Annotated in this window: 22 protein-coding genes; 14 read left to right on the forward strand and 8 right to left on the reverse strand. The window is 75.9% G+C overall.

Going from position 1 to position 22526, the window contains the following annotated elements; genetic code table 11:
* Positions 1–31: 31 nt before the first annotated feature.
* Positions 32–682, reverse strand: a complete 651-nt coding sequence (locus HL054_RS18455) for a response regulator (protein ID WP_369140529.1) — start codon at positions 680–682, stop codon at positions 32–34.
* Between the two features lie 101 nt (positions 683–783).
* On the opposite strand from HL054_RS18455, the gene HL054_RS18460 reads away from it, so the two are divergent.
* The 3 genes from HL054_RS18460 (at position 784) to HL054_RS18470 (ending at position 2949) form a co-directional block, all read left to right on the forward strand.
* Positions 784–1500: a sensor histidine kinase gene (locus HL054_RS18460; protein ID WP_369140530.1), complete on the forward strand. Its 717-nt coding sequence runs from the start codon at positions 784–786 to the stop codon at positions 1498–1500.
* A 136-nt stretch (positions 1501–1636) separates the two neighbouring features.
* Positions 1637–2500: a manganese catalase family protein gene (locus HL054_RS18465; protein ID WP_369140531.1), complete on the forward strand. Its 864-nt coding sequence runs from the start codon at positions 1637–1639 to the stop codon at positions 2498–2500.
* Positions 2501–2634: 134 nt separating this feature from the next.
* Positions 2635–2949, forward strand: coding sequence for a hypothetical protein (locus HL054_RS18470; RefSeq protein ID WP_369140532.1), 315 nt, complete (start codon positions 2635–2637; stop codon positions 2947–2949).
* Positions 2950–3169: 220 nt separating this feature from the next.
* Here HL054_RS18470 and HL054_RS18475 read toward each other — a convergent pair whose 3' ends face one another.
* Together HL054_RS18475 and HL054_RS18480 are read right to left on the reverse strand one after the other, a co-directional pair.
* Complete coding sequence (locus tag HL054_RS18475) at positions 3170–4807, reverse strand: solute symporter family protein (RefSeq protein WP_369140533.1); 1638 nt, start codon at positions 4805–4807, stop codon at positions 3170–3172.
* On the reverse strand, positions 4800–5171 hold the full coding sequence (locus HL054_RS18480) for a DUF485 domain-containing protein (protein WP_369140534.1): 372 nt from the start codon (positions 5169–5171) through the stop codon (positions 4800–4802). Before HL054_RS18480 ends, HL054_RS18475 begins: the two co-directional genes overlap by 8 nt.
* A gap of 168 nt (positions 5172–5339) precedes the next feature.
* Between HL054_RS18480 and HL054_RS18485 the strand changes: the two genes are divergently transcribed.
* From HL054_RS18485 to HL054_RS18515, 7 genes are all read left to right on the forward strand, one after another.
* Positions 5340–6626: a Rieske 2Fe-2S domain-containing protein gene (locus HL054_RS18485; protein ID WP_369140535.1), complete on the forward strand. Its 1287-nt coding sequence runs from the start codon at positions 5340–5342 to the stop codon at positions 6624–6626.
* 43 nt (positions 6627–6669) lie between these two features.
* Complete coding sequence (locus tag HL054_RS18490; RefSeq protein WP_369140536.1) at positions 6670–7122, forward strand: universal stress protein; 453 nt, start codon at positions 6670–6672, stop codon at positions 7120–7122.
* A gap of 107 nt (positions 7123–7229) precedes the next feature.
* A complete protein-coding gene (locus HL054_RS18495) occupies positions 7230–8414 on the forward strand; it encodes a sensor histidine kinase (protein WP_369140538.1) in 1185 nt (394 codons plus the stop codon).
* The gene (locus HL054_RS18500) at positions 8411–9130 is read left to right on the forward strand and encodes a response regulator (protein WP_369140539.1); all 720 of its coding nucleotides are present in this window, start codon (positions 8411–8413) and stop codon (positions 9128–9130) included. Before HL054_RS18495 ends, HL054_RS18500 begins: the two co-directional genes overlap by 4 nt.
* 261 nt (positions 9131–9391) lie before the next feature.
* Positions 9392–10162 (forward strand): ABC transporter ATP-binding protein, encoded by a 771-nt coding sequence (locus tag HL054_RS18505; protein WP_369140540.1) that lies wholly within the window; start codon positions 9392–9394, stop codon positions 10160–10162.
* Positions 10163–10166: 4 nt separating this feature from the next.
* On the forward strand, positions 10167–12632 hold the full coding sequence (locus tag HL054_RS18510; RefSeq protein WP_369140541.1) for an FtsX-like permease family protein: 2466 nt from the start codon (positions 10167–10169) through the stop codon (positions 12630–12632).
* Between the two features lie 146 nt (positions 12633–12778).
* On the forward strand, positions 12779–13972 hold the full coding sequence (locus HL054_RS18515) for an MBL fold metallo-hydrolase (RefSeq protein ID WP_369140542.1): 1194 nt from the start codon (positions 12779–12781) through the stop codon (positions 13970–13972).
* A gap of 6 nt (positions 13973–13978) precedes the next feature.
* On the opposite strand, the gene HL054_RS18520 is transcribed toward HL054_RS18515, so the two are convergent.
* The gene (locus tag HL054_RS18520; RefSeq protein ID WP_369140543.1) at positions 13979–14647 is read right to left on the reverse strand and encodes a haloacid dehalogenase; all 669 of its coding nucleotides are present in this window, start codon (positions 14645–14647) and stop codon (positions 13979–13981) included.
* An 89-nt stretch (positions 14648–14736) separates the two neighbouring features.
* Here HL054_RS18520 and HL054_RS18525 point away from each other — a divergent pair, with 89 nt between their 5' ends.
* Positions 14737–15516, forward strand: a complete 780-nt coding sequence (locus HL054_RS18525; protein ID WP_369140545.1) for a hypothetical protein — start codon at positions 14737–14739, stop codon at positions 15514–15516.
* 39 nt (positions 15517–15555) lie between these two features.
* Here the strand turns inward: HL054_RS18525 and HL054_RS18530 are convergent, their stop codons facing one another.
* From HL054_RS18530 to HL054_RS18545, 4 genes are all read right to left on the reverse strand, one after another.
* A complete protein-coding gene (locus HL054_RS18530; RefSeq protein ID WP_369140546.1) occupies positions 15556–16425 on the reverse strand; it encodes an Fpg/Nei family DNA glycosylase in 870 nt (289 codons plus the stop codon).
* Positions 16426–16598: 173 nt separating this feature from the next.
* A complete protein-coding gene (locus tag HL054_RS18535) occupies positions 16599–18074 on the reverse strand; it encodes an NAD-dependent malic enzyme (protein WP_369140547.1) in 1476 nt (491 codons plus the stop codon).
* A 61-nt stretch (positions 18075–18135) separates the two neighbouring features.
* The gene (locus HL054_RS18540; RefSeq protein ID WP_369140548.1) at positions 18136–18612 is read right to left on the reverse strand and encodes a DUF309 domain-containing protein; all 477 of its coding nucleotides are present in this window, start codon (positions 18610–18612) and stop codon (positions 18136–18138) included.
* A 1-nt stretch (position 18613) separates the two neighbouring features.
* Positions 18614–19588, reverse strand: coding sequence for an anti-sigma factor RsbA family regulatory protein (locus HL054_RS18545; protein WP_369140549.1), 975 nt, complete (start codon positions 19586–19588; stop codon positions 18614–18616).
* A 154-nt stretch (positions 19589–19742) separates the two neighbouring features.
* Here HL054_RS18545 and egtE point away from each other — a divergent pair, with 154 nt between their 5' ends.
* The 3 genes from egtE (at position 19743) to HL054_RS18560 (ending at position 22486) form a co-directional block, all read left to right on the forward strand.
* The gene (gene egtE / locus HL054_RS18550) at positions 19743–20885 is read left to right on the forward strand and encodes an ergothioneine biosynthesis PLP-dependent enzyme EgtE (RefSeq protein ID WP_369140550.1); all 1143 of its coding nucleotides are present in this window, start codon (positions 19743–19745) and stop codon (positions 20883–20885) included.
* An 88-nt stretch (positions 20886–20973) separates the two neighbouring features.
* Complete coding sequence (locus HL054_RS18555) at positions 20974–21795, forward strand: DUF4397 domain-containing protein (protein ID WP_369140551.1); 822 nt, start codon at positions 20974–20976, stop codon at positions 21793–21795.
* A 25-nt stretch (positions 21796–21820) separates the two neighbouring features.
* Entirely contained in the window at positions 21821–22486 is a 666-nt protein-coding gene (locus HL054_RS18560) for a class F sortase (RefSeq protein WP_369140552.1), read from the forward strand.
* Positions 22487–22526: the final 40 nt, after the last annotated feature.

Here is a 22526-nt window from a genome sequence, read left to right on the forward strand (position 1 = left end):
GATGCCCCTCCGCTGCGCGTCCCCGGCCCGGTCAGTGCGACGTGCCGTCGGCGCGCAGCCCGACCCGGCCGGCGAGCGCGGCCGCCTCCACCCGGGTGGACACCTTCAGCTGGCGCAGCAGGTTGGCCACCAGCCGCTTCACCGTGCGCTCGGAGACGTGCAGCGTCGTGGCGATGTCCACGGTGCTGGTGCCCTCGGCCACCAGCCGCCACAGCCGGCGGTCGTCGGCGGACAGGTGGGCGGCGATGCCCTGGTCGGCCGTCGGCGCGGCGTCGTCCAGCAGCTTGCGCAGCAGCGACTCCGGGATCACCGACCAGCCGTCGAGGACGGCGAGCAGCGGGCGGACCAGCGCCTCGGGGGTGGTCGTCTTCGGCAGGAAGCCACTGGCCCCCGCGCGCAGCGCCTCCAGCGCGGCGTCGGCCTCGGCGAGCCCGGACAGCGCCACGATCCGGACCAGCGGCTCCGCCCGGCGGATCGCCGCGATCGCCCGGGTGCCGCCGGGCGGCGGCATGTGCAGGTCGACGACGGCGACGTCGGCGTGGTGCCGGCGCACCAGCGCCGCACCGGCCGACGCGTCCTCGGTGGTGCCCACCACGCGCACCCGGCCACCGCTCTCCGGCGGCAGCAGCAACGACAGCCCTCGACTGAACAGCGGGTGGTCGTCGATGACCACCACGTCCACCGGCGGACGGTGCCCAGCCCCGGCCTCGTGCTCCGCCACGTCACTCCCACGGTCCCAGCTGCGCCCGGCGTTGCTGACCGTCCGCTCCACCGGAGGTGCCCGTGACCCTTGCCGCTGACACACGCCCTGCCACCTTCCCCGCCCGCGTCGCCGACCTGCTGCGGGCGCTGCGCCGCAGATCACGCCGGGCCACCGCGGAGCAGGTGACGCCGGAGGACGCCCTGGTGCGGGCGATGTGCCACGACATGCGCAGCCCGCTGGCCGCCCTGGAGGGGGTGCTGGCCCGGCTGGACGGCGACGACCCCCGCCGTCCCGAGCTGGTCGAGCTGGCGCTGGCGCAGACCCGGCACCTGTCCTCGATGCTGCGCACCGCCGACGCGACCGGGGGCGCACCCGAGCGGCGGGGCACCCGGCAGCTGTCCGACGTGCTGCGGGCCGCCGTCGCCGCCTCCGGCCTGCCGCCCCACCGGCTCACCGTGGAGGTCGCCGACGGCGCGGTCGACGTCACGGTCTCCGACGCGCGGGTGCAGCGGATCCTCACCAACCTGCTGGAGAACGCCCACCGGCACGGGGCGGGCCGGCCGGTGCGGCTGGCCGTCGACCGCCGCGCCGGCTGGGTGGACCTCGCGGTGACCCAGGACGGCGTGCCGGCCGCCACCGTGCTCGGCCACCTCAGCCAGCTGGCGCCGCCGGTCGACCTCGAGGGGCTCGGGCTGTGGTCGGTGCAGCGGCAGACCCGGGAGCTGGGCGGGCGGCTGCTCTGGTCCCAGGCCCGGGACGGCGCGTTCACCCTGGTCATCCGGCTCCCCGACCGTTGAGGTCCCCCTCCGGACGCGGTGTCCGCAGGTCGGCCCCGAGGGGCCACGGGACGGCACGGGGGTGACAGCGGGGCCGGGCATCTGAGAGTCGTCACCGCGTGGGCGGCGACAGCGACGACGCAGAGGGAGAACGCCCGTGTTCACGCACACTCACGCCCTGCAGTTCGAGGCCAAGCCCGACGGCCCCGACCCGGACTTCGCCCGCAAGATGCAGGAGGTGCTCGGCGGCCAGTGGGGCGAGATGACCGTCGCCACCCAGTACCTGCTGCAGGGCTGGAACTGCCGCCTGCCCGGCAAGTACAAGGACATGCTGCTGGCCATCGGCACCGAGGAGCTCGCGCACGTCGAGATGATCGTGACGATGATCGACCGGCTGCTCGACCACATGCCGCTCAAGCCGGACGCCGCGGACCGCACCAAGGAGGCCGCCGCCGGCTACGGCCAGCACAACCCGCAGCACCCGATCGCCAACGGTGGCGGCGCCTCGTACATGGACAGCATGGGCAACCCGTGGACCGGTGCCTACGTCACCGCCAGCGGGAACCTGTACGCGGACTTCTCCTACAACGCCACCGCCGAGATGCAGGGCCGCCTGCAGGTCGCCCGGCTGTGGAACATGACCGACGACCCGGGCGTGAAGGACCTCCTCCGCTTCCTGCTGACCCGCGACCACATGCACCAGCAGCAGTGGCTGGCCGCGATGGAGGAGCTGAAGGCCGACGGGCTGGACGGCATCCCGGTGCCCGAGGCGTTCCCGCTGGACGAGGAGCTGCCGGAGTTCGCCTACACCTTCATCGACGCCTCCGACGGTCCCGAGGCCGCCAGCGGACGCTGGGCCAACGGCCCCGCGCTCGACGGCACGGACAACGTGCTCCGGGCCGCTCCGATCGCCGCCACCGCCGACGCCCCGATCCTGCCGCCGGGCGACCCGCGCCTGTACGGCACGCCCCCGGCGCCGATGACGGGTCTGCTCCAGAAGGCCAAGGACGCCCTGAAGTGAGGTGCCGCCTCCCGCGTCCGCACGCGTGAGGCACCCCGTACGTGCCGTCGCCGTGCCGGCGCCCCGGCCCCGCTCCCGAGCGGTCCTGGGACGCCGGCCCGGCGGGCGCCCGACCACCTGCTGGAGGCCCTGCCGTGCACCTGTCCCTTCCTGCCCCGCACCTGCCCGCGCTGCACGTCCCGGCGCTGCACCTCACCGGCCGGCTCCCGGTCGCGACGGCCCTGCTTGCGGTCGTCTACGCCGCCGCCGTCGTCATCGCCCTCACCGCCCCCGGCCAGCACGCCCTGGCCGGCTGCGTCGTCCTCGGTGGCCTGGTCAGCCGCTCCGTCGTCCGCCGCCGCCGGTCGACCGTGGCGGCCGTGACCGCGACCACCGCCGCGGTCGACGCGCTCGCCCCGGACGCCGTCCTGGCCGACCGGCCCGCCCCCGCCCCGGCCGCCGCCGCCTGACCGCCCCGCCGTCGGCCGCTGACCGACTGGACCGCCCGACCAGGGCCCGCCGTCCGGGACCCGCCGTCCTGGCTCACCGTGCGTGCTCCTGGCTCACAGTGCTGCGTGAGCTCGGAGCACGCACGATCAGGTCAGCTGATCCCGGGGCCACCGGCACGGGGCTGGAGACGCCACGAGGCGCGCCCCCGACGGGGACGCGCCTCGCGACGTGCTGGCCCGGCTAGTGGGCGACGGCCTTCTCCGCGCCGATGCCGGTCAGCGACCGGACCTCGAGCTCGGCGTACTTGTCCACGTCCGGGCGCTCCTTGGAGAGCTTGGTGCCCAGCCAGCCGAGGAAGAACGACAGCGGGATGGAGACCAGGCCCGGGTTGTTCAGCGGGAACCAGGAGAAGTCGACGTCCTGGATGAGCGAGGTGCTCTTCCCGGTCGTCGGGTTGACCGCTGCGCCGGAGACCACCGGGGAGAAGATGATCAGCGTCACGCAGGCGATCAGCCCGCCGTAGATCGACCACAGCGCGCCCTGGGTGGTGAAGTCCTTCCAGAACAGCGTGTAGAGGATCGTCGGCAGGTTCGCCGAGGCCGCCACCGCGAAGGCCAGCGCCACCAGGAAGGCGATGTTCAGCCCGGCCTGCAGCGCCAGGATGCCCAGCCCGATGGCCACCGCACCGATGACGATCGCGGCGATCCGGGCGACCTTGACCTCCGAGCCCGGTGCCGCGTTGCCCTTCTTGATCACCGACGCGTAGATGTCGTGCGCGAAGGACGCCGACGCGGTGATGGTCAGGCCGGCGACGACGGCCAGGATCGTGGCGAAGGCGACGCCGGAGATGATCCCCAGCAGCGCCGTGCCGCCGAGCTCGAAGGCGAGCAGCGGCGCGGCGGCGTTGACCGCACCCGGGGCCGCCAGGATCTCCTCGCGGCCGACCAGCGCACCGGCGCCGTAGCCGATGACCAGGCTGAAGATGTAGAAGATGCCGATCAGCCAGATGGCCACCACGACCGAGCGACGGGCGTCCTTGGCCGTCGGCACGGTGTAGAAGCGCATCAGCACGTGCGGCAGGCCGGCGGTGCCGAGCACCAGGGCCAGCCCGAGGCTGATGAAGTCGAGCTTGGTGACGTTGGTCAGGCCGTACTGGGCGCCGGGCTCGGCGACCGCCTGGCCGCCGTTGTCGATCGCCCCGCCGATCAGCGAGGACAGGTTGAACCCGTACTTGCCGAGCACCCACACCGTCATCACGAAGGCGCCGGCGATGAGCAGCGTGGCCTTGATGACCTGCACGTAGGTGGTGCCGCGCATGCCGCCGACGAGCACGTAGAAGATCATCAGCGCGCCGACGACGACCACGACGAGGGCCTGCGCGGCCTCGCCGCTCACGCCGAGCAGCAGGGTGACGAGGCCACCAGCGCCGGCCATCTGGGCGAGCAGGTAGAAGAGGCTGACGACCAGCGTGGAGATCGCCGCCGCGGTGCGCACCGGGCCCTGCCGCATCCGGAAGGCCAGGACGTCGGCCATGGTGAAGCGGGCGGTGTTGCGCAGCAGCTCGGCGACCAGCAGCAGCGCGACCAGCCAGGCGACCAGGAAGCCGATCGAGTACAGGAAGCCGTCGTAGCCGTAGACGGCGATGGCGCCGGCGATGCCCAGGAACGAGGCGGCGGACAGGTAGTCGCCGGCGATCGCCAGGCCGTTCTGGGTGCCGCTGATGTTGCGGCCGGCGGCGTAGAAGTCGGCGGCGCTCTTGTTGTTGCGGCTGGCCTTGAACGTGATGACCAGCGTGACCAGGACGAAGGCGCCGAAGATGGAGATGTTGACGGCCGGCTCGCCGATGGTGCCGGCGTCGGCGGCGATCAGGTCAGCCACGGGTGGTCTCCTCGCGGGGGGCGGCGAACTCGTGCGCCTCGAGGCGCTGGCGCATCTCGTCGGCGATCGGGTCGGTGGACCGGCCGGCGTGCCGGACGTAGAGCTGGGTGATCAGGAAGGTGCTCACGAACTGGCCCAGGCCGAGCAGCAGCCCGATGTTCACGTTGCCGAACACCTGCGTGGACATGAAGTCGTGCGCGTAGGTGGAGAGCAGCACGTAGAGCAGGTACCAGGCCAGGAACGCCACGGTCATGGGCAGGGCGAAGCGGCGGAACCGGCGGCGGAGCTCGGTGAACTCCGGGGAGTCCTGCGCCTGCCGGTACTCCTGCGGGGTCAGGAGCTTGCGTTCTGTCGGTGGGGTCACGGGGCACCTCACTGTGCGTCGCCTGAGTGGTGATCGCGGTCACCCTAGGGCGCTCTGGGCGCCGTGGGGAGAGGTCGTGTTCCGAAAGTTACGCAACGGTTTTCGAACGACGCCTCGAGTCCACGCAGGGGCAACGCCGGGGAAACGGCGAGGTGGTGGCATGGGTGCATGGCCTCCTCGCGGACCACGGGCACCCGGACCGGCTCGCGCTCCGTGCTCCGGCAGCCGGACCCGGCCACCGGCTGGTACCCCGTCGCGCGGTCGGCGGACGTGGGGACGACGCCGGTGCCGGTGGGCGCCGCCGGGCAGGCCTACGTCGTCGTCCGGCTGCGGCCGCGCGCGGAGGTGACCGCCCTGCCGGCGCGCTGCCCCCACCGGCTGGTGCCGCTGGCGGCGGCCACCGTCGTCGACGGCCGGCTGCGGTGCGGGTACCACGGCTGGCAGTTCAACGCCGAGGGCCGCTGCGTCGACGTCCCCTCGCTCGGCGCGGACGGCACACCCCCGCCGCGGGCCGACCTGTCGCTGCCCTGGGCGGTCGAGGAGCGCGACGGCTGGGTGTGGCTGGCCCCGGAGCGCACGTCCGTCACCCGGCCACCGAGGGCGGGCGGGGCGCCGCCGGTGCCCGAGCCCGTACCCGCTCCCCCGCCGCCGGCCGGCCCGGTGTTCGGCAACCTGGACCCGTCCCTGGACGCCGCGTGGCACCCGGTCGCGCTGTCCAGCGAGCTGCTCGAGGGCGGCTACGTGCAGACGCGGCTGCTCGGCCGCACCTGGACCGTCCACCGCCGCGACGGCGCACCGGACGCCGACCCGCCGGCCTGGGGCGTCACCGAGCGGCACGGGCTGGTCTGGGTCGCCCCGGCCGAGCCCCGGCACGGCCTGCTCGACGTGCCCGACGCCGACGAGCCGCGCGCCACCTCCGGCTGGTTGTTGCCCGCCCGCACCACCGCGCCCGCCGGGCTGCTGGCCGACGCCCTCCTGGACGCGGCGCACGTCCCCTTCGTGCACCCCGGGGCCGCGGCCGGGCACGTCGTCCCCGGGCACGACGTCGCCCCCGAGCCCGGCGGGTTCTCCAGCGTCCAGGCGCCGGGGCCCGGGTCCCGGCACCGGGTCACCCACCGCTACCGGGCACCGTTCCAGCTGCTCCTGCGGGTGGAGGACCTCGACAGCGGTGCGGTGCGGACGGTGGTGTCGCTGCTCCAGCCCGAGGACGCCGACTCGACCAGGGTGTACACCCGCCTGCTGCTCACCGGGCCCCGCGGGCGCAGCGTGCCGCGCGACGTCGTCGCGGCCGAGGTCGCCGCCGCGCAGGCCGCGCTCGCCGAGGACCTCGCCCAGCAGGCCACGATGGCCAGCGCCGGCCTGCCGCTGCTCCCCCGCGACGAGCTGCACGTGCCGGCCGACCGGCTGGGCGTCGCGCTCCGCCGCGCCCTGGCCGACCTCGCCGTCGGCGGCTGAGCCCCCTCCCCGGCCCCCGGCGGCCGCGGAGGACGATCGACCGGTGACCGCACCGGGAGCGTTCGAGCGGGGCACCGACGGCCCCCGCGTCATCCTCGTCGGCGTCGACGGGTCCGCGACGTCGCTGCGGGCGGCGGCCTACGCGGCCGGGCTGGCACGGCGGCAGCGGTCCCGGCTGGTCGCCGTCTACGTCATGGAACCGGCCCCGCCGATGGCCGGCTGGGTGCCCGCCGCGCAGGCCGTGGCGCAGGAGGCTGCCGCCGAGGTCGACGCCGAGCTGCGCCAGCTGTCCACCCGGGCCGAGGAGCTGGGCATCGAGGCCGAGTACCGGGTGGTGCACGGCGACCCGGTCACCGAGCTGTCCCGGATCGCCGACCAGCTGCCCGCCGACGCGGTCCTGGTCGGGGCCTCGGAGCAGGCCGGGCACCGGGTCGTCGGCTCGGTCGCGGTCCGGCTGGTCCGCGTCGGCCGCTGGCCGGTCACCGTCGTCCCCTGACCCCTCGTCGGCGGCGGACCGTGCCCGGCGCCTCATCCCCGGGGTGGACGCGCGGCTCACCCCGCAGGACGACGACGGACGGCGGCCGGGCTCCTAGGGTCGGCAGGGTGGACCAGTCGCTGCTCGAACGGATGGCGGTCTGGCTCCGGCAGCACCCCTTCGGTGTCGACGCGACCGCTGCCGCGCTGGCCGCGCTCCTCCTGGTCGTCGCGCCGGCGGCCAGCTACGTGGGCAACGGGGACGCGGACTTCCTGCTGGCCCTGCTGCTGGTCGTGCCCCTGGCCTGGCGGCGGCGGCGTCCGGTGCGGGCAGCCGCCGTGGTCGTCGCCGTCTCGCTGGTCCAGCTGGTCGTCGGCGGGGAGTTCCTGCCGGCCAACGTCGCCGCCCCGGTGATGGTCTACGCCCTGGCCGCCTACGCGCCGCGCTGGGCCGGCCGGGCCGGGCTGGGGGTCGGGCTGCTCGGCGCGGTGCTCGCCGCCGGCGCCTACTTCAGCAGCGGCGACGTCATCACGTTCGTCACCTCAGCCGGTGCCATCGGCGTGCTCGTCATCGCGTCCTGGGCGCTGGGCGACCTGCGCCGGGCGCGGCTGCAGCAGGTCGCCGGCCTGCAGGAACGCGCCCGGCTGCTGGAGCTGGAACGGGAGCAGGAGATGCAGCTGGCGGCCTCCACCGAGCGCGCCCGGATCGCCCGCGAGCTGCACGACGTCGTCGCCCACTCGCTCTCGGTGGTCATCGCCCAGGCCGACGGCGGCCGCTACGCCGGGCAGCACGACCCGGCCGCGGCCACCGGCGCGCTCGAGGCGATCTCGGCGACCGGACGGCAGGCGCTCACCGACATGCGCAGCCTGCTCGGCGTGCTCCGGGAGGGCGACGGGCAGGAGTTCGCCCCGCAGCCCGACGTGGGCGCGATCGTCCAGCTCGTCGACGACGTGCGCGCCAGCGGGCTGGACGTCGACCTCATCGTGGAGGGCGTGCAGCAGCCCATGCCGGCCGGTGCCCAGCTGGCCGCCTACCGGATCGTGCAGGAGTCGCTGACCAACGTGCTCAAGCACGCCGGGCCGGCGGGGCGGGCCTGGGTGCGGCTGCACTGGCGGCCCGACGGGCTGGAGGTGGCGGTGCTGGACGACGGCCGCGGCGCCTCCGCGGCGATCGCCGAGTCCGACGGTCAGGGCCAGGGCCTGCTGGGCATGCGCGAGCGGGCCGAGCTGCACGGCGGGCGGCTGTCCGCCGCGCCGCGCGAGGGCGGCGGTTTCGGCGTCCACGCCCACCTGCCCTACCGTGCTCCCCGATGACCTCCAACGTCCCCGGCCAGGTCCGCGTCGTCCTCGTCGACGACCAGCAGCTGGTGCGGGCCGGCTTCCGGATGGTGATCGACTCCCAGCCGGACCTCACCGTGGTCGGCGAGGCCGGTGACGGCGCCACCGCCGTGGACCTGCTGCGCCGCACGCCGGCCGACGTGGTGCTGATGGACATCCGGATGCCGGGCACCGACGGGATCGCCGCGACCGCGCAGGTCACCGCCCTGCCCGAACCGCCGCGGGTCGTCGTGCTGACCACCTTCGACCTCGACGAGTACGTGGTGGCCGCGATCGGCGCGGGGGCCAGCGGGTTCCTGCTCAAGGACGCCCCGCCCGAGGAGATGCTCGACGCGGTGCGCACCGTGCACGCCGGCGACTCGGTGATCGCGGCCAGCTCCACCCGCCGGCTGCTGCAGCACGTCGCGCCGATGCTGCGCGGCTCCGGAGGCGCGGGCGGCACGACGCAGTCCGACCCCGGGGCGCTGGCCGAGCTGACGCCGCGGGAGAAGGAGGTGCTGGTGCAGATGGCCTACGGCGCCAGCAACACCGAGATCGCCGGCCAGCTGTTCGTCAGCGAGGCGACGGTGAAGACCCACGTCGGGCGGGTGCTGGCGAAGACCGGCTCGCGGGACCGGGTGCAGGCCGTCGTCCTCGCCTACCGCACCGGCCTGGTCGCCCCCGCCGACCTCCTCCGCGACGCGCCCGCCTGACCCACCTCCGTCCACCCGACGGCGGACATGGCCATCTCCGCCCGTCTGACGACGGCGAACATGGCCATCTTCGCCCTGCATGCAAGGGCGGACATGGCCGTGTTCGCCCTCGGGCGGGGGCTGGGTCCGCCCGGGGGATGACCCGGGTCAGCCCCCGGGGGCAGCGGCGGCGCCGCGGAAAGCCCCCCGGGCTCCGACGCGGGGGGAGGCCGCCGGACGAGAACGTGGTCGCAGTCCCGACCACCGCCTCTGGAGGCCGCAGTGTCCGTCCCCGTCATGACCGTCCCGGGTGAGTCCCCGGCGTCGTTGTCCGCCGCCGTCCGCGCCACCGACCTGCGCAAGACCTACGGGTCCGGCGAGACGGCGGTGCACGCGCTCGCCGGCGTCGACGTCTCGTTCGACCGGGGTGCCTTCACCGCGATCATGGGGCCGTCCGGCTCGGGCAAGTCCACCCTGATGCACTGCCTGGCCGGCCTGGACGCCGCCACCTCCGGCTCGGTGTGGCTGGGCGGCACCGAGCTGACCGGCCTGCGCGACGACCAGCTCACCAAGCTGCGGCGCGAGCGGATCGGCTTCGTCTTCCAGTCCTTCAACCTGCTGCCGGTGCTCTCCGCGCAGGACAACATCCTGCTGCCGATGCAGCTGGCCGGGCAGCGCCCGGACCGCGCGTGGATGGACGCCGTGATCAGCCGGCTGGGCCTGCGCGACCGGCTGCGCCACCGCCCGCACGAGCTGTCCGGCGGCCAGCAGCAGCGGGTCGCCGTGGCCCGCGCGCTGCTCCCCCGCCCCGACGTCGTCTTCGCCGACGAGCCCACCGGCAACCTGGACTCCCAGGCCGGCGCCGAGGTGCTGGACCTGCTGCGCTCCAGCGTCCGGGAGACCGGCCAGACCGTGGTCATGGTCACCCACGACCCGGTCGCGGCCGCCTACGCCGACCGCGTGGTGCTGCTGGCCGACGGCCGGCTCGCCGGCGAGGTGCACCAGCCGACCACCGACTCGATCATCAACGCGCTGCGCGGACTGGGGGCCTGACGCCGTGCGAGCAGTGACGCTGGCGAGCATCCGGGCGCACCTGCCGCGGTTGGTCGCCTCCACCCTGGCGATCGTCATCGCGGTCGGCTTCGTGGTGGCCACCCTGGTGCTCAACGAGACGACGAAGGCGACCGTGCTGGAGGCCGCCGGGGCGCAGTACGTGGACACCGACGTGGTGGTCACCTCCGACAGCGGCTCCGGGCTGGGCGAGCTCGTCGCCCCGCTCACCGAGCTGACCGCCGTGGCGGCCGTGGACCCGACCTGGCAGACCTCCGTGCAGGCGGTCGTCCCGGGCCGCACCGGCGCGCAGTACCTGCAGGTCGACTCCGTGGCCGCCGACCCGCAGCTCCGCTGGCAGCAGCTGGCCGCCGGGGAGCTGCCGACCCGGGCCGGCGAGGTCGCGGTGAGCGAGCGCGTCGGCGCCGGGGTCGGCGACGTGCTGGCGGTCACCGTCTACACCGACGAGGGCACCGCGACGACGGCCGACGTGACGGTGACCGGCGTGGTCGACCTCGGCGGCGACCCCAGCGCCGGGCTCTACGGCCGCGCCTTCAGCACCCCCGAGCAGGCGCAGGCCTGGGGGGCGACGGAGCCCACCGAGCTGCGGATCGCCGGGCCGCGCCGCACCGACCCCGGCCTGCTGGCCGACGAGGTCCGCGCGACGCTGTCCGGGGAGGACGTCGTCGTCCGCACCGGCTCGGAGCAGGCGACCGAGCAGGTCGCCGCCCTGACCGGGGACGCCACCTGGCTGACCACCGTCCTGCTGGTGTTCGCCACCATCGCAGTGGTCGTCGCCGGGCTGGTCATCGCCAACACCTTCGCCGTGCTGCTGGCCCAGCGGACCCGTGACCTCGCGCTGCTGCGCTGCATCGGTGCCACCTCCCGGCAGGTGCGCCGCAGCGTGCTCGGCGAGGCGGTGCTGACCGGCCTGGCCGCCTCCGTCCTCGGCGTCCTCGCCGGGGTCGGGCTGTCGGCGGGGGTGTCGGCGCTGGTCTCGCGGACCGAGTCGCCCATCCCGCTGTCCGGCTTGAGCGTGCCGCTCTACGCGGTGGGGGTCGGCGTGGCCGTCGGCACCCTCACCACGCTGCTCGCCGCGCTGGCCCCGGCCCGCGCCGCCACCCGGGTCGCCCCGCTCGCGGCCCTGCGGCCCACCGACCCGGTGCCGTTCCGCTCCCGGGGCGGCGTGGCCCGCCTGGTCGCCGGGCTGCTGCTGGTGGTCCCCGGCATCGCGCTGATGGCCGCCGGCGTGGTCGGCGGGCAGCTCCTGGTCGCCCTGCCCGGCGGGGTGCTCAGCGCCCTGGGCGGGCTGCTGCTCGCCCAGCGCGCCGTGCCCCCGGTGGTCGCGGCGGCCGGCCGGCTGGTCAGCCGGTTCGGCGGTCTCCCGGCGCGGCTGGCCACCGGCAACGCCACCCGCAACCCCCGCCGGACGGCGGCCACCGCCACCGCGCTGCTCATCGGCGTCACCCTGACCACGGCGATGGTGGTCGGTGCGGCCTCCACCCGGGCCACCGCGCAGGCGGGGCTGGCCGCGGCCTACCCCACCGACGTGGTCGTCAACGGCAACGGCACCGAGCTCCCGGCGTCCCTGGTGGCGCAGCTCGGGTCGGTGGACGGCGTGGTCGCCACGACCACCCTCATCGGGGGCACGGTCACCGGCCCGGACGGCTGGGAGACCTGGGCCCTCGGGGTCGACCCCGCGGCGGCGCTGCCGACGCTGCGCTCCACCACGGACACCACGCTGCCCGAGACCGGCCAGGTCGCGCTGTCCACCTGGCTGCGGGAGAGCTGGGGGGCCTCGGTCGGCGACAGCGTGACGCTGACCGCCGCTGACCGGTCGCGGACGCTGACCGTGGTCGCCGGCGACTCCGACGCCCCGCTGCTCAACGAGACGGACCTCGGGGCCCTGGTGCCGGACGCGGCCGGCGACACCCTCTGGCTGCGGCTGGCCGACGACGCCGACCAGCGCGCCGCCATCGACGAGGTCACCGACGTGGCCGGGGCCGCCGTCCCGACCGCTTTCGTGACCGGGCTGGCCAGCGAGCGGGCGGCCATCGACGAGGTGGTCGACGTGCTGCTGCTGGTGGTCACCGGGCTGCTCGGCGTGGCGGTGGTGATCGCGCTGATCGGGGTGGGCAACACGCTGGCCCTGTCGGTGGTCGAGCGGCGCCAGGAGAGCGGGCTGCTGCGGGCGCTGGGCCTCACCCGGGGTCAGCTCCGCGGGCTGCTGGCCTGGGAGGCCGTGCTGGTGGCCGGGGTGGCCGCGGTGCTCGGCGTGCTGGTCGGCAGCGCGTACGGCCTGGTCGGCGCTGCCTCCGCGCTCGCCGAGGTGGGCGACGTCGTGATCAGCATCCCCTGGCTGCAGATCGCCGCGATCGTCGTCGTCGCCACCGCCGCCGGCCTGCTGGCCTCGGTGCTGCCCGCGCGCCGGGCGGCGCGGACCCCGCCGGTGGCCGCGATCGCCGCCGTGTGACCCCGGGCGCCCTCCGGGGTGCCCCCGCCGGTAGAGCCCTGCCCACCCCCGTGGGCAGGGCTCGACCGCGTGCCGGTGACCGGTGGTGCGACGCGCGTCCGGGAGGGGGCGAGCGCGCGCACAGCAGTCCGGGGGATGCTGGGGGCGTGCCGTTCCTCCGTCGTGCCGTCACCGTCACCGCCGCCGCCGCCCTCGCCGGGGGCGTGAGCTGGGTGGCCCGGGCCGCCTGGGGGCTCCCCACGGCCGTGGGCGCCAGCCAGCGCCGGCTCCGCCCCACCGTCGCCGGCTCCCCGCAGTTCTCCGACGGGAAGTTCCACAACACCCTGCCGACCCCGGCGCTCTCCCCGGCCAACGCGCGGGACGGGCTGCTCCGGCAGTGGCACGAGGAGCGGCACACGGGGCTGCCCGGCGGCCCCATCCCGCTCGTCTCCGCCGAGCTCCCGGAACTGGCCGGCGACCTGGCGGTCACCTGGTTCGGCCACTCCAGCGCGCTGCTCGAGGTCGACGGCCGCCGGGTGCTCGTCGACCCGGTGTGGGGCCACCGCGTCTCGCCGTCCCCGCTGATCGGGCCGACCCGGCTGCACGAACCGCCGGTCCCGGTCGAGGCGCTGCCGCCGGTCGACGCCGTGCTGATCAGCCACGACCACTACGACCACCTGGACCTGCCGACGGTGCGGGCGCTGGTGCGCACCCAGTCGGCGCCGTTCGTCGTGCCGCTGGGCATCGGTGCGCACCTGCGCGGCTGGGGCGTGCCGGCGGACCGGGTCGTCGAGCTCGACTGGGACGGGTCCACGTCCGTCGCCGGTCTCACCCTCACCTGCACCGAGGCGCGGCACTTCTCCGGCCGGTTCTTCGCCCGGGACACGACGCTGTGGTCCTCCTGGGTGGTCGCCGGGCCGCGGCACCGGGTCTTCTTCGCCGGCGACACCGGGTACACCCCCGCGTTCGCCGGGATCGGCGCCCGGCTGGGCCCCTTCGACCTGACGCTGCAGCCCATCGGCGCCTACAACGACGCCTGGCACGCCATCCACATGGACCCCGAGGAGGCGGTGCGCGCGCACGGCGACCTCGGTGGCCGCGTGCTGGTGCCGATCCACTGGGCGACGTTCAACCTGGCGTTCCACCGCTGGACCGAGCCGGTGCAGCGGCTGCTCGCCGCGGCCGGGCCCCGCGACGTGCAGGTGGTCGTCCCACGGCCCGGCGAGCGGGTCGACGTGCTCGCCCCGCCGCCGCTGACCGACTGGTGGACCCAGGTCGGCTCAGCCGACGGCGCGACCGGCCCGGCCGTCCCCGACGAGGGACGGACCGGTCCGCTCCGCCGGGTGGGCCCGCCCCGCTGACCGCCGTCACCCCGCGGGGAGGACGGCGGCCAGCGCCGCGCTGAGCGCACCGAGGTCGTCGACCTCGTGCGCCGGCTGCGGGCCCGCCGGGTCGACCCGGTGCCCGGGTCGGCGCACCCGGACGACGGCCATCCCGGCCTCCAGCGCACCGCGGGTGTCCCGGGCGGACGCCGGCACGTGCACGTCGACACCGGCGTCGCGGGCCCGCAGGTACAGCTCGGGGTGCGGCTTGTAGGCGTGCAGCCGCTCGCTGGTCAGCACCGCGTCGCCGTCGACCAGGCCGGCCACCCGGGTCCGGCCGAACAGCTCGTCGTCCACGTTGGAGAGCACGCCGACCCGGTGCGACCGGGCGACGTCCGGCAGCGCCGCCGCCACGTCGGGCCAGAGCGGCCAGTCCGGCAGCGAGCCGAGCAGCACCTCGGCGTCCGCGGCCGCGTCGCCGTCCAGGCCGCGGGCGGCGTAGGTGGCGGCCAGCGCCCGGCGGCAGTGCTCGGCGAAGGGCACCCACTGCGCGAGGTCGCGCTGGGAGGCCTTGTTGCGGGCGTCCCAGTCGTCGTAGAGGTCGGTGCCGGCGACGTCCCAGCCGTGCTCCGCGGCGAGGCCGGCCAGCGCCGCCGAGCCGCCGGTCCGGGAGTCGATCAGCGCGCTGAACAGGTCGAAGGTCACCAGGGCCATGGCGTCATGGTGCGCGTCGGACGGTTGACCGGCGTCCCGGAGGGGCACTCTGGTCCGACGATCCACTGTGGGTCCCCAGGAGGCACGACATGGCAGCGCAGCGCGACAGCTCGTCCGACCCCGTCCCGGCCGCCGGCAGCACCGGAGCCGGGGCCCACGCCGCCACCGACGCACCCCTCTCCGGTGGCACGCCGGACCGCACCCCCACCACGCCCGGCTCGCCCCTGCCGCCGGCGGCGCCTGTCCACGGTGTGCCTGCCCCCGGTGCGCTCGACCCGGACACCGACCGGCACCGCGGCATGGGCCGCGGCGAGCGGCAGCAGGTCGTCGCCGCCCAGAAGGCCCGCTACGGCGGGGTCTCCTGGGGCGCGGCCTTCTTCGGCTGGCTGTCGGCCAACGGGATGGCGGTGCTGCTGATCGCGCTGCTGTCCGCCGGCGGCCTGGCCTTCGGCCTGTCCGACACCGTCAGCTCCGCCGACGAGGCCGCCGACTCTGCGGCGTCCGGCATCGGGCTGGGCGCCGGCATCGCGCTGCTGGTCGCGCTGTTCCTCGCGTACCTGGCCGGCGGCTACGTCGCCGGCCGGATGGCCCGCTTCGACGGCGTCAAGCAGGGCATCGCGGTGTGGGTGATCGGCCTCGTCGTGGTCGTCCTGCTCGCGCTGGCCGGTCTGGTCTTCGGCTCGCAGTACAACGTGCTGGCCGACCTCGACCTGCCGCGGATCCCGGTCGACGAGGGCACCGCGACCACCGCCGGCATCATCTCGCTGGTCGCCGTCCTGGTGGCCACGCTCGTCGGCGCGGTCCTGGGCGGCATCCTGGGCGCCCGGTACCACCGCAAGGTGGACCGGGTCGGGTTCGACGCCGTCTGAGGCGCGCGGCGGGTGGGCGCCGGGCCGGCGCCCACCCGCTCAACGCAGCAGCTTGGACATCCGCCGGTCGGCCAGCGGCTTGCCGCCGGTCTGGCAGGTGGGGCAGTACTGCAGCGAGGTGTCGGCGAAGGAGACCTCGCGGACGGTGTCCCCGCAGACCGGGCAGGGCAGGCCGGTGCGCGCGTGCACCTGCAGGCCGGCCCGCTTCTCGCCCTTGAGCGTCGCCGCCCGTTGCCCGAGCTGGCGCTCCAGCGCCCCGCTCAGCGTCTCGCGCATCGCCGCGTGCAGCCGGAGCAGCTCCTCGTCGGTGACCTTGTCGGCCATCTTGAACGGGGACAGCTTCGCGGCGTGCAGGATCTCGTCGGAGTAGGCGTTGCCGATCCCGGCGAGCACCGTCTGATCGGTGAGCGTGCCCTTGAGCTGGGTGTGCCGCCCCGCCAGCAGCGCGCCGAACCGCTCGGTGTCCAGGCTGAGCGCGTCCGGCCCGAGCCGGGCGATGCCTGGCACCTCCGACGGCGACCGGACGACGTAGACCGCCAGCCCCTTGCGGGTGCCCTGCTCGGTCAGGTCGAAGCCCTCGGGCAGCTCGCCGTCCCGGGGCTCGAGGTGCACCCGCAGCGCGAGCGGCCCCTTGCCCGGCTTCGGCGGGGCCGGCGGCAGGTTGGTGCGCCAGTGCAGCCAGCCGGCCCGGGCCAGGTGCACGACCAGGTGCACCCCGGAGACGTCGAGGTCGAGGAACTTGCCGTGCCGCGAGGCGCCGGTCAGCTCCAGGCCGGCCAGCGCGGACAGCGGCGGGTCGAAGGTCTTGATCGCCTGGACGGCGGCCAGGTCGACGCGCGTGACGACGCGGCCGACGGCGTTCTCCCGGAGGAACGCCGCCAGCGCCTCCACCTCGGGCAACTCGGGCATCCGTCCATGATCCACGTCCGCGGCCCGCTGCGCCCCACCCCGAAGGGCGAACATGGCCATCTCCGGGGCTCCTGTCGGCCCGAACATGGCCATCTTCGGGGCTGAACGAGGCCCGGAGATGGCCATCTCCGGGAGTCCGGGCGCGCTGAGGGCCGTCGTCGGGCCTGGGGCGGTCAGGTTGCGTCGCCGGCCAGGTCGACGGTCGCGCCGGGCTCCGCGCGGGCCGAGCTCTCCACCGCGGCGGCGACGGCCTTGGTCACCGCCGGGTCGAAGACGCTCGGGATGATGTAGTTGGCGTTCAGCTGGTCGTCGCGCACCACGGCCGCCAGCGCGTCCGCGGCGGCGAGCAGCATGCCGGGGCGGATCTCCTTGGCCCGGGCGTCGAGCAGCCCGCGGAAGACCCCGGGGAACGCCAGCACGTTGTTGATCTGGTTCGGCAGGTCCGACCGGCCGGAGGCGACCACGGCGGCGTACTGCCGGGCCCGCACCGGGTCGACGTCCGGGGTCGGGTTGGCCATCGGGAAGACCACCGCCCGCTCGGCCATCTCGGCCAGCGCCTCCGGCTGGACCACGTTCGCCGCGCTGACCCCGATGAAGACGTCCGCGCCGACCAGCGCGTCGGGCAGCTCGCCGCGGCGGCAGCCCGGGTTGGTCCGGCGGGCCAGGTCCAGCTTCGCCGGGGGCAGCCGGTCGTCGTCCGGGGAGAGGATGCCCTCGCGGTCCCAGACCAGGACGTCGGTGGCGCCGGCCTCGAGCAGCAGCGAGACGATCGCCGTCCCGGCCGCGCCGCCGCCGGCCACGACGACCCGCACCGCCGCCAGCTCCTTGTCCACCACCCGCAGGGCGTTGCGCAGCGCAGCCAGCACGCAGATCGCCGTCCCGTGCTGGTCGTCGTGGAAGACCGGGATGTCCAGCTTCTCCCGCAGCCGGGCCTCGATCTCGAAGCAGCGGGGTGCGGCGATGTCCTCGAGGTTGATGCCGCCGAACCCGGGGGCGATCAGCTCGACGGTGCGCACGATCTCGTCGACGTCCTGGGTGTCCAGCGCGATCGGCCAGGCGTCGATGTCACCGAACCGCTTGAACAGCGCCGCCTTGCCCTCCATCACCGGCATCGAGGCGCCCGGGCCGATGTCGCCCAGGCCCAGCACCGCCGAGCCGTCGGTGACCACGGCGACCGTGTTGCCCTTGATGGTCAGCCGCCGGACGTCCTCCGGGTGCTCGTAGAGCGCCATGCAGACCCGGGCCACCCCGGGGGTGTAGGCCATCGACAGGTCGTCGCGGGTCTTGAGCGGCACCGTGGAGGCGACCTCCAGCTTGCCGCCCAGGTGCAGCAGGAAGGTGCGGTCGCTGACCTTGCGCACGTGCACGTTGTCCACCGCGTCGAGGGCGGCCACCACCTCGTCGGAGTGCGCGGCGTCGGCGGCGGAGCAGGTGACGTCGACGGTCAGCCCGTCGGCCCGGGACTCCACGACGTCGATCGCGGTGACCGCGCCGCCCGCGCTGCCCACCGCGGTGGCGATCCGGCCCACGCTGGCCGGGTCACCGTCGGCGTCCAGCCGCACGGTGATGGAGTAGGACGCCGACGTCACCGGCCCCCGGTGGACGACGGGGGGAGGCTGGTCGGCGGTGAGGTCGGTCACGTCGTTCATCCTGGCACCGCAGCGACGAGACTTCCACCACGTGGTGCAGTCGTCCCGGGATGCGGAACAATCAGCGACGCAACCGGGGTGGCGTGAGGTCCATCGGGGTGCCACCGGCCGCGGCCGCACCCAGCCGGGCGGCCCAGCGGACCAGGCCGGGACCGTCGATGCCGTGCCGCGCAGCCGCGGCGTCGGCGGTGCCCAGCGACCGGGCGCCGCGGGTGAGCAGGGTGGCCGCCCCGGTGGTGTTGCCCCGGGCCGCGTGGGTCAGCCCGACGGCCAGCTGCGCCAGCCCGCGCCACAGGTCCCGCTCGTCGTCCGGCCCGGTCTTCCAGGCGTCCTCGAGCACCTCGTGGGCGTGGAACGGCCGCCCGGCGTCGAGCAGCTGCTGCGCCTCGTGCAGCGTCTCCGCCGGGGTGCGGACGACGCCCTCCGGGGCGCGCGGCTCACCCGGCTCGCCGTAGGGCAGCGGGCGGCCCAGCGCGTCGCGGGGACGGGCGTTGCGGGCGCGACCGGTCCCGTCCCGGTCACGGGCGCCAGCGGCCACCTCAGCGCAGGACGGTGGTGAGCCGGACCTGGACCCCGTCGGCGGTGAGCGTGATGTCGACGTGGTCGCACAGCTGGCGGGCCAGCCACAGGCCCATGCCGCCGAGGGAGAGGTCGTCGCCGTGCGCCGGGCCGTAGCCGATGAACGGGTCCTGCAGGCCGGCGCCGCGGTCGGTCACGGTGCACACCAGCCGGCTCGCGTCCGCCCACAGCCGCAGGTCGACCGGCGGCCGGCCGTGCCGGAGGGCGTTCGTGGTCATCTCGTCGACGGCGAGCAGGAAGTCCTCCAGGGCCGGCTCCGAGCCCGGCGGGAGGCTCGCGTCCGCGGCCTGGGCGGCCAGGTCCCGGCGCAGCCCGCGCAGGTCGCGCACCGAGTCGGCCCGGACCAGCGGCTCGGTGGCCTCCAGCGGCTCGGCGGGGACCGGCAGCGAGGTCAGGTACTCAGCGGCGTCGACGTGGTCGGGGTTGGGCTGCTGCTGACCGTCCACCTGCAGCAGCGGGTGGGTGGCGCGCACGGCGTCGACCAGCACCGCCGGCACCCGCCGGGTGTCGCAGACGCAGAGCACGACCAGCGGCTCCTCGCCGAGCCGCTCGGCCTCCTCCAGCTGGTGGTCCAGGACGGCGTCGTAGCGCTGCCACTCCCGCCAGGTGTCCTCGTCCGGGCCGGCGAAGGGCTCCAGGACGACGTGCACGACCGGGCTCCCGGGGGTGCGGTACCGCTCGCCCAGCCGCCGGACGGCGGTGATCGCCGCGGCCGGGCCGTTGCCGTAGACGTCGGCCCAGCCGGCCCAGACGACCTGCGGGCGGTCGGCCAGCGCCTTCTGCAGCAGCTCGCCCGTCGGGTCGGTGCAGGCCACGACGACCGGCTCACCCGCGTCCAGCCCGGCGCACACGAAGGCCACCGTGCCCTCGACCAGGTCCTCGTCGGAGCCGCCGATCAGTGCCCGGTGCGTCCCGGACCCGGCTGCCCCGTCCATCTGCGCTGGTCCCCGTCCCGTCGATCCAGAGCTGCCGTGCTGGCAGCCGTGCCCAAGGGGTCCCTACCCGGCCGGAGCGGACCTAGGCGTGCGGTTCGGCACCACCCCCGTCCGGGTGGGCGCCGCCCCCGGCCGGTGCCCTAGCGTCGGGCCGGTGAGCACGCTCCCCCACGACGACCTGGGCCGTTCCTGGCGGGCGGCCCGGCCCCGCGCGGCGGTCGTGCACCTGGACACCGCGGCCTGCGGCCGGCAGAGCGAGCGGGTGCTCGACGCGGTGGCCCGGCACGCCCGCAGCGAGGCGGAGAGGGGCGCCCGGGTCGCCGAGGAGCAGGCCGCGGGGCTGCTGCAGCAGGGCCGGTCGGTGCTCGCCGGCCTGGTCGGCATGGCGGCTGCCGACGTCGCCTTCACCGAGAGCGCCTCGGCCGCGGTGCGCACCCTGTTCGACCGCTGGCGGTTGCCGGCCGGCACCCGGGTGGGCGTGCTCCCCGGGGAGTACTGGCACGACCTCGCCGTGCTCACCGACCGCGGCCTGACGCCGGTGGCGCTGCCCGCCGACGACCTGGGCCGGGCCGACCTGGCCGGCGTCGAGCGGGTGCTGCGCGACGACCCGCCGGCGTTGGTGCACCTCACCCTGGTCGCCAGCCACCGCGGCGTCGTCCAGCCCGGCCGCGAGCTCGCCGCGCTGTGCCGCGCGGCCGGCGTCCCGCTGGTGCTCGACGCCGCGCAGGCGATCGGGCACGTCGACTGCGACCTGGGGGCCGACGTCGCCTACGCCCCGGCCCGCAAGTGGCTGGCCGGGCCGCGCGGGGTGGGCTTCCTGGTGATGCGCCCGGCGATCACCGCCCAGCTGACCCCGGTGCTGCCCCCGGACCTCTTCGACGACGGCGGGGCCGGCGTCGACCACGCCCGCTGGTACGAGTCGCACGACGCGCACATGGCCGGCCGGGTCGGGCTGGTCCTGGCGCTCGGGGAGCACCTGGCCGCCGGACCGGACCGGGTGCGGGCCCGGCTGGCCGCGCTCGGCCGGGCCACCCGGGAACGGCTGGCCGGCCGCGGGGGCTGGACGGTCGTCGAGCCGCTGGACGAGCCGACGGCGATCACCACCCTGCGGCCACCCGACGGCGTCGAGGTGCCGGCCACCGCGGCGCGGCTGGCGGCCGAGCACGGCGTGCTGGTGACGCCGGTCGGCCGGGAGCGGGCCCGCGGCGAGCTCACCGGCCCGGTGCTCCGGGTGTCCCCGCACCTGGACGCGACGACGGACGACCTCGACGCGCTGGCGGCCGCGCTGCCGGGCTGAGCGGAGGCCCCGCCGGATCGCTGCATCCAGCGGCGGGGGGTGGCCGGAAGTGGTGGTGAGAGTCCACCTCCACCCGGAAGGAACCACCGTGAGCCGCATCCGCACCACCACCCTCGCCGCCATGGCCGCCAGCGGTCTCGTCGGCAGCCTCGCCGTCCTCGCCGCCCCCTCCGCGCTCGCCGCCGACACCGCGACGGTCTCGGTCCTGCACGCGGTCCCGGGTGTCCCGGTCGACGTCTACGCCAACGGCGAGGAGCTGATCCCGGACTTCCAGCCCGGCACGCTCACCGACCCGCTGGAGCTCCCGGCCGGCAGCTACGACCTGGCCGTCTACCCGGCGGGCTCCGACCCGGCCAGCACGCAGCCGGCTGCGTCCGCCGACGACGTCGCCGTCCCGGCCGGCGCCAACGCCACGATCGTCGCCCACCTCACCCCCGAGGGCACCCCGGTCCTGACGCCGTTCGTCAACGACACCTCCGCCGTCCCGGCCGGCCAGGCGCGGGTGACCGTGCGGCACACCGCGGCGGCGCCGGCCGTCGACGTCCGCGCCGGTGGCGCCGTCGTCGCACCGGGGCTCACCAACCCGAACGAGGCCGCGCTGACCGTCCCCGCCGGGACCGTCTCCGCCGACGTCGTGCTCGCCGGCACCAGCACCGTGGCGATCGGCCCGGCCGACCTCAGCCTGGCCGAGGGCACCAACACGATCGTCTACGCGTGGGGCAGCGGCGACGCCGGCTACCAGCTCGCCGTCCAGACGCTGAGCGGGCTGCACTCCTCGCCCTCCGGCGTCCCCGGCGGCTCGGCCGGCCAGGCCGACGACAGCCTGCCGACCCCGCTGCTCGCGCTCTCCGGTGCCGGCCTGGTGGCCGCCGCCCTCGCCGGTCGCCGGCTGCTCGCCTCCCGGGTCTGACCCGGTAGCAGCAGAGGAGACCACCGTGCGCGCCTCCGCCGCCGTGCTCGTGCTGGGCACCGTCCTCGCCGTCGGCCTGCCGACCGCCTGGGTGGTCACCCGGCCCGAGCCGGCGGCGGGGGCGCCGGTGACCGCCGTGCTCGCCACGACACCGGCCACCACCCCCGCGACCGCCCCGCCGGCGGCCGCGGCCGCGCCACGGGTGGCGGCCGCCCCGGCCACCCCACCGCCGGTCACCACCCCGGTGCCGCCGGTCCGGCTCGAGGTCGCGGGGGCGGGCATCGACGCCCCGCTCGACCCGGTCGGGGTCATGCCGGACGGCGCCATGGCGATCCCCGAGGACGTCGACCGGGTCGGCTGGTACCGCTTCGGCGCGGCACCCGGCGCGCCCGGGGGGACGGCGGTGCTCGCCGGCCACGTCGACGACGCCGAGCAGGGCCTGGGCGTGCTCGCCGCACTGCGCGACGTGCAGCCCGGCGCGGAGGTGCGCGTCACCGCCGCCGACGGGACCGCGACCCGCTGGCAGGTGGTCGGCCGGGAGCTGATCGAGAAGCAGGCGCTGCCGCTGGACCAGCTCTTCCAGCGGGCCGGCCCGCCCCGGCTGGTGCTGGTCACCTGCGGCGGCGAGTTCGACCCGGCGCTGCGCAGCTACGAGTCCAACGTGGTCGTCGTGGCGGAACCGCTGGGATGACCGCGATCCCCCGGGTTCACCTCCCGATCGCCGCCCCCTA

The organism is Modestobacter versicolor (genome assembly GCF_041028285.1).
GTDB classification, from domain to species: Bacteria; Actinomycetota; Actinomycetes; order Mycobacteriales; family Geodermatophilaceae; genus Modestobacter; species Modestobacter versicolor_A.

What these genes read in the sequence shown, in the direction of transcription:
- HL054_RS18530 (WP_369140546.1), bottom strand. Translation starts at nt 16,425, where the DNA reads ATGCCCGAGTTGCCCGAGGTGGAGGCGCTGGCGGCGTTCCTCCGGGAG.
- HL054_RS18500 (WP_369140539.1), top strand. Translation starts at nt 8,411, where the DNA reads ATGACCTCCAACGTCCCCGGCCAGGTCCGCGTCGTCCTCGTCGACGAC.
- HL054_RS18525 (WP_369140545.1), top strand. Translation starts at nt 14,737, where the DNA reads ATGGCAGCGCAGCGCGACAGCTCGTCCGACCCCGTCCCGGCCGCCGGC.
- HL054_RS18520 (WP_369140543.1), bottom strand. Translation starts at nt 14,647, where the DNA reads ATGGCCCTGGTGACCTTCGACCTGTTCAGCGCGCTGATCGACTCCCGG.
- HL054_RS18535 (WP_369140547.1), bottom strand. Translation starts at nt 18,074, where the DNA reads ATGAACGACGTGACCGACCTCACCGCCGACCAGCCTCCCCCCGTCGTC.
- HL054_RS18545 (WP_369140549.1), bottom strand. Translation starts at nt 19,588, where the DNA reads ATGGACGGGGCAGCCGGGTCCGGGACGCACCGGGCACTGATCGGCGGC.
- HL054_RS18485 (WP_369140535.1), top strand. Translation starts at nt 5,340, where the DNA reads ATGGCCTCCTCGCGGACCACGGGCACCCGGACCGGCTCGCGCTCCGTG.